Genomic DNA, 6,332 nt, shown 5'->3' with positions numbered 1-6,332 from the left:
CCGCGGCCCGGCTCGTCGTCGTCGCGGTGCTCGCCGGGCGCCGCGGCCAGCTGCGCTCGCGGCGCGGGCTGCCCGTGATCGGCGGCGTGCTGGTGGTCGGCGGCGCGGCCACCGCGCTGCTGCTGGGCACCCGGCCCGGTGGCGAGCTGGTCGTGGTGGTCGGCACGCTCGTGATGGTGCTGGGGGCCATCGCGGTGGTGCCGGCCGCCATCGGCCTGGTCGGTCGGCTGGGCGCGCGGCTGCCGCTCCCCCTGCGGCTGGCCGCTCGCGACTCCTCCCGACAGCGCAGCCGCACGACGCCCGCCGTCGCCGCGGTCATGGCGGCGGTCGCCGGCATCACCACGCTGGCGATCGCCTCGGCGTCCGACTTCGCGCAGAGCCGGTCCGAGTACGTGCCGCGCACGCCCGCCGGCGTCACCACGGTGAGCGGCGACTTCGACGCCGCGGGCTGGACGTCGGTCGACCGGGCGGTGCGCAGCGGCACCGGGCGCGACCTGCTGCCCGTCGGTGCCGTCGGGATCGCGCCGTCGAACGCGGCGGTGCAGCCGCAGGCCACCGCCGTCTACGTCGCCCCGCCGGGCTGCCCCGCGCTACCCGACCTCGACGGCAGCGAGGACGGCGGCGACGACCGCTGCCTCAGCTGGCAGTTCGGCGGCGCGGAGGCCCCGTCGTCGTACAGCGGCGACTCCGGGCGGGTGCTCGACGCCCCCGCCCTCGCCGCGCTCGGCTACCGACTGACCGCCGCGCAGCAGGCGGTGCTCGACGCCGGCGGCGTGCTGCTGCCCTCCGCCGGCCTGGTGCACGACGGACGGGCCCGGCTCGTCGTCTACACACCCACCCAGGACGGCACGGCCGTCGCGAGCAGCCGGGCGCGCACGGTGCCGGCCGCCGCGCTCGACGTCCGCGCCAGGAACGGCGGCGCCGACGTGCCGGACGTCGTGACGACGCCCGCGACGGCGCAGCGCCTCGGCCTCGACACCTACCGGGCCAGCGGGGTGCTCGCCCCCGGTGCGGTGATCTCGCGCGACGTGCAGAGCCGCGTGGAGGAGGTCGTGCGCGGGGTCGACGAGGACGCCGAGGTCTACACCGAGCGCGGCTTCGACGAGCACTTCGGGCTGACGCTGCTGGGTCTGGCCCTGGCCGCGGCCATCGCGGTGCTGGTCGGCACATTGAGCGCCACCGGGCTGGCGCTCGCCGAGTCGCGGCCCGACCTGGCCACCCTGGCGGCCATCGGCGCCCGGCCGCGCACCCGGCGGGTGATGGCCTCCGCGCAGGCGCTGGTCATCGCCGTGCTCGGCGCGCTGGCGGGTGTGCTGGTCGGCGCGGTGCCCGGGTTGGCGATGGCCTGGCCGCTCACCGCGCAGTCCTACGACGCGCGCACCGGCGAGTCGGTCTGGGGCTCGCCGACCATCTCGGTGCCGTGGCTGCTGCTGCTCGGGATCGTCGTCGCGGTACCGCTCGTGGCCGCGCTGGCGGCCGGGGCGGGCGTGCGGTCGCGACTGCCGCTGACCCGACGTCTGGGGCAGTGAGGTGACCGCCCGCGGTCTCGCGCCCGTGGTGGCGCCCGCCGGGAGCCTGGCGCGGCGCCGTCGCCGGATGCAGCTGCTGCAGCGGCAGCAGGTGCTGGCGCTGCGCCGGCAGCAGCGGCTCGAGCAGCGGCTGGGGGCCGGCCACGCCGCCACCGTGCACCCGGCTCAAGGCGCCGGGGGCTCGGACCGATGTCCCCGGGTGTGACCGAGCGAACCGCCACCGGGCCGGCCGACGCCGACCTGCGCCGGCACGCGGACGTCTTCCGCGCGCTCGGCGACGCGGTCGTCGTCACCGACGTCGACGGCCTGGTCGTCGACGCCAACCCGGCCGCGGAGCGGATGTTCGGCCTGCCGCTCGCCGAGATGCTCGGCCGGTTCCCCGGCGACAGCACGCCGGGGAGCAGCGCCCCGGCCTTCGCCACCGTGCGCGCGCACCTCGAGACCGGCGCGGAGTGGTGCAGCGACCTCCGGTTGATCGACGCCGACGGCTCGCGCCGCACGATCGTGCTCACCGCCGTCGGGGTGCGCTCGGCGGGCGGTCGGTTGATCGGCACCGTCGGGATCCACCGCGACGTCACGTCCGAGCGCGAGACCGCACTGGCGCTGGGCGAGGCGGAGGAGCGCTGGCGGCTGACGCTCGACGGCGCACCCTCGGGCATCGCGATCATCGCGCTCGACGGCAGCTTCATGAACTGCAACCAGGCGCTGTGCCGCATGCTCGGCTACAGCGAGCCCGAGCTGCTGTCCATGACGTTCCAGAGCCTCACCCACCCGGACGACCTCGAGGCCGACCTGACCCTGCTCGCCCAGCTGGCGATCGGTGACATCGAGCACTACACGCTCGACAAGCGGTACCTGCGTGCCGACGGCCGGGTCGTGAGCACCCAGCTCACCGTCGGCGTCGTGAACCACGCCGTGACCGACGAGCCGCTGCACTACGTGGCGCAGATCCGCGACATCGGGCAGGAGCGTGCGGCCAGCGAGCGGCTCGCCTCCATCGTGGCCAGCGCGCGCGACCCCTTCGTGGCGGTCGACCGGCACGGCTTCGTGTCCGAGTGGAACGAGGCCGCCGAGCAGCTGCTCGGCTGGCGGCGCGCCGAGGTGCTCGGCCACCCGGTGGCCGACGTGATCGTGACGCCCGAGCGCCGCGGCGTCTTCCGCGAGCGCATCCGGGCTGTGATGGACGACCCGTCGAGGGCGCTGGCACGGCCCCGGTCCGAGCTGACGGCGATGCACCGCGACGGCACGCGGCTGCCGGTCGAGCTCACCGTCTGGCGAGCCGGCGAGGACCACGACGAGCTGTTCGCCTTCCTGCGCGACATCGGCGACCAGGTGCGGGCCGCGGCGCAGGCCCGGGCCGGGGCCGAGCGGCAGGCCGCGATCGTGGCCGCCCAGCTGGCCATCGCCGACGTCGAGATGTCGCCGCACAAGGTCATGCAGGAGATCTGCCGGCACGCCCACGCCCTGACGTCGGCCGACGCCGCCTGCGTCGAGGTGGTGCAGGGCGACGCGGTCGTGTGCCGGGCGGCCAGCGGCGTGGCCAGGCCGCTGCTCGAGCTCGCCGTCCCCGTGGCGCACAGCCTGTCGGGTCTGGCCGTCACGCGGGGCCACGCGCTGCGCGTCGACGACGCGACGGTCGACCCGCGCGTCGACCAGCACTGGCTGGCGACCGTCCCGGCCCGGTCGGTGCTCGTGGTGCCGCTGCGTCGCCGGGGCGAGGTGCTGGGCGTGCTGAAGGTCATCTCGGTGCGGCCCGGCCGGTTCTCGGAGGACGACCTGGCCACCCTGCAGCTGCTGGCCGCCCCCTTCGGCGCCGCGCTGGCGAACGCGTGGCAGTTCGAGGCGACCAGCGAGCAGGCGCTCACCGACCCCGTGACCGGGCTGGCGAACCGCACGCTCGCGCAGCGCGAGCTCGAGCGGGCCCTCGACCGGCAGGTGCGCCGCGGCGGGTTCACCGGCCTGCTGTTCTGCGACCTCGACGGCTTCAAGGGGGTCAACGACACGTTCGGCCACCAGGCCGGCGACCGCCTGCTCGTGGCGGTGGCCGAGCGGCTGCGGCTCGCCGTGCGCAGCACCGACACCCCGGCGCGCTACGGCGGCGACGAGTTCGTGGTGGTCTGCGACGGCCTGACCCGGCCCGAGGACGCCGAGGTGCTGGCGCGCCGGCTGCTGGCGTCCGTGCCCGGCGAGTACGACCTGCCCGGCGGCGTGGCGACCATCGGCGTCAGCATCGGCGTCGCCGTCGCCGACACCCCGGTGCCCGCGGCCGACCTGCTGCGGGCCGCCGACACGAACATGTACGTCGCCAAGGGCACCGGCGGCAACCACTACCGGGTGAGCCACCTCGCCGCCGACCCGCCCCGTCCACAGGCCTCGTGATCTGACCTTCGCAGCGGGCGTCCGACGTGGCACGATCTGCGCCGGGACGCCACGGCTGCGCCCCCCGACGTGCGTGAAAGGGTCCGCGCATGGCTTCGGAACGACAGGTGCGCCTCGACGGCGACCCGCGAAGCGTGCGCACTGCCCGCCGGGTCGTGACCGAGGTGCTCGTCGGTGCAGGGCGTCCGGAGTGGGTCGACGACGCCGTGCTGGCCACCAGCGAGGTCGTGACGAACGTCGTGCTGCACGCCGGCACGGCCGGTGAGCTGTCGGTGCGGGCGATGCCCGGCGCGGTGCGCGTCGAGGTGCGCGACTACAGCCTCGAGCTGCCGACCACCCAGCGCTTCGGCCGGATGGCGACGACCGGTCGCGGCATGCGCATGCTCGCCCTCTTGAGCCACGCCCACGGGGTGATCGAGCTGCCCGACGGCAAGGTGGCCGCCGCGCCGTGGCGCCCGGTGCGCGTCGTGCTCGTGTCGCTGGTGCTGGCCGCCGTGCTGCTGGTCGTGATGACCGCCGTCACCGCCGGCACGCAGCAGCTCACGACGCGGCCCGGCACGGTCACCCGAGCCGGGGTGCCCACCTGCCTCGCGCTCCCCGGCACCGGTCAGGTGTGCCTGGACGCCTACCACGCCGACCACCTGCGCACGCGGGCGCTGCGGACGGGGGAGTGCGTGCGCGTGACGTACGACGGCGGCCGGGTGGTGCCCGGCACGCTGACCCGCGTGCTGCCTGCCCCGTGCCCGCCGACGGCGCCCGCGACCTGAGCCCCGCGGGTCAGTCGACCGGCGTGACGACCGCGACGAAGACGGTGCGCCCACCACCCGCCTGGTGCCGATCGACGCCGACCGACACCCGGCGCTCGCGGCCCTCCGCGTCGAGCAGCTGCAGCGTCAGCACCTGACCGTCCGGCCAGCCGACGCCGGTCGTCCGGTAGCGGGTGAGCCCGGCCACGAGCGTCTCGCGCAGCTGCGGGGGCAGCAGCTCGGCGAGCGCGCGCCCGGTGGGCTGCGGTCCGAGCAGGGTCACGGCCGCTGGGCTGGCCGCCAGCAGCCGACCGTCGTCGTCCACGGCCAGCCGGGCGTCCGTGGCGGCCTCGACGTCGGAGGCGTCCCAGCGCGGCAGCTCGACCGGGCGCTCGCGCGACGGCACGTAGGGCAGGTAGGGGTGGTCGCGGCCACCGAGGGCCTGCCCGATCGCCTCCGCGCAGACCCACGCACGCAGCGAGGTGACCTCCGGCAGCGCGGCGCGGGCCAGCAGTATGGGCGTCTCGCACGACCCGTCGGGTGAAGCCGAGGTGACCAACCCGGCCGACCTCGTCGAGCAGCCGGCGAAGGTGATGCGGATCGGCAGCATGGTCAAGCAGCTGCTCGAGGAGGTGCGCAGCGCGCCGCTCGACGAGGCCGGCCGCGCCCGGCTCGCCGGCATCCACGAGCGCTCGCTGCACGAGCTCGAGCAGGGTCTGGCGCCCGAGCTGGTCGACGAGCTGCGTCGCATCGCGCTGCCGTTCGGCGAGCAGACCCCGTCGGACGCCGAGCTGCGCATCGCCCAGGCCCAGCTCGTCGGGTGGCTCGAGGGCCTGTTCCACGGCATCCAGACCGCGCTGGTCGCACAGCAGATGGCCGCCCGCCAGCAGCTGGAGCAGATGCGCGCGCTGCCCCCGGGTGCCCAGCCGTCCGGGCCGGGTCAGGCGCCGGGCGGGATGCCGACGACGTCCGGCCAGGGCACCGGCCAGTACCTCTGACCCCAGCGGTCGAGCGCGCCCTCAGCCGTCCGACGGGTCGACGGGCGGGTCCGGCTCCTCGGGCGGCGTGGCGGGCGTGAGCTGAGTGGGCGTCTGACCGCCCTGCAGCACGTTCGTCAGGTGGTCGCGCAGCACGAAGTAGCCGCTCAGGTACGCGTAGAGCATCGGCGTCTCGGCGACCCAGCGCTGCCCGGCGGACGCGCCGTGCGGCGCCTTCCAGGTGCGGGTCGGGTCGGTGCCGGGGCGCGCCGGGGTGTGCGCGGTGGCCTGCCCGAACGGCGCCCACTGGTAGAGCCCCTGCCGCGTGCCGGCCATCACCGTGCCCAGCCCGACGGCGATCGCGTAGTTCTGCAGGTCGAACTGGTCGTGGTGCACCGCGACGGTCGTCGGGTAGATGACGGCGTTGGCGAAGCCGGTGCCCACCGCCTCCTTCATGCCCTCGTACACGGCCTCGCGACCGCTCAGCGGCTGGTACGTCGAACGGCGCGGTGCCGCGTCGTCCGCCGCGCGGGCCTCGCCGCGCGGCGCCGAGTGGGGTGGCAGGTGGGCGCGCGCCAGGTCGACGCCGGGACGCGGCGCGCCGGCCTCGACCGGGCTGGGACCCCGTTGCACCCGCGGCGCCTCGGCCTGCAGCCCGGCCCCGTCGTGGCTGCGCACCACGGGCACCTCCGCGACCGGCC

The 6,332-nt window shown here is 76.2% G+C and carries 7 protein-coding genes; 5 read left to right on the top strand and 2 right to left on the bottom strand.

Going from position 1 to position 6,332, the window contains the following annotated elements; translation table 11 throughout:
• The 4 genes from ACYVI6_RS17790 to ACYVI6_RS17775 form a co-directional block, all read left to right on the top strand.
• A partial coding sequence (locus ACYVI6_RS17790) for an FtsX-like permease family protein (protein WP_460447645.1) occupies positions 1 to 1,529 on the top strand: 1,529 nt, incomplete at its 5' end.
• 1 nt (position 1,530) lies between these two features.
• Positions 1,531 to 1,734, top strand: coding sequence for a hypothetical protein (locus ACYVI6_RS17785; protein WP_460447644.1), 204 nt, complete (start codon positions 1,531 to 1,533; stop codon positions 1,732 to 1,734).
• Positions 1,731 to 3,908 (top strand): PAS domain S-box protein, encoded by a 2,178-nt coding sequence (locus ACYVI6_RS17780; protein WP_460447643.1) that lies wholly within the window; start codon positions 1,731 to 1,733, stop codon positions 3,906 to 3,908. The genes ACYVI6_RS17785 and ACYVI6_RS17780 overlap by 4 nt, the downstream gene beginning before the upstream one ends.
• 89 nt (positions 3,909 to 3,997) lie before the next feature.
• Entirely contained in the window at positions 3,998 to 4,675 is a 678-nt protein-coding gene (locus tag ACYVI6_RS17775; protein WP_460447642.1) for an ATP-binding protein, read from the top strand.
• 10 nt (positions 4,676 to 4,685) lie between these two features.
• Here the strand turns inward: ACYVI6_RS17775 and ACYVI6_RS17770 are convergent, their stop codons facing one another.
• Entirely contained in the window at positions 4,686 to 5,060 is a 375-nt protein-coding gene (locus tag ACYVI6_RS17770; RefSeq protein WP_460447641.1) for a PAS domain S-box protein, read from the bottom strand.
• 76 nt (positions 5,061 to 5,136) lie between these two features.
• Here ACYVI6_RS17770 and ACYVI6_RS17765 point away from each other — a divergent pair, with 76 nt between their 5' ends.
• Positions 5,137 to 5,652: a bacterial proteasome activator family protein gene (locus tag ACYVI6_RS17765; protein WP_460447640.1), complete on the top strand. Its 516-nt coding sequence runs from the start codon at positions 5,137 to 5,139 to the stop codon at positions 5,650 to 5,652.
• Between the two features lie 21 nt (positions 5,653 to 5,673).
• Here ACYVI6_RS17765 and ACYVI6_RS17760 read toward each other — a convergent pair.
• On the bottom strand, positions 5,674 to 6,332 hold a 659-nt coding region (locus ACYVI6_RS17760), incomplete at its 5' end, for a hypothetical protein (RefSeq protein ID WP_460447639.1).

This window comes from Angustibacter aerolatus (assembly GCF_054776675.1).
Note: the sequence above shows the minus strand (reverse complement) of the source record. Positions and strands in the feature narration are given on the sequence as shown.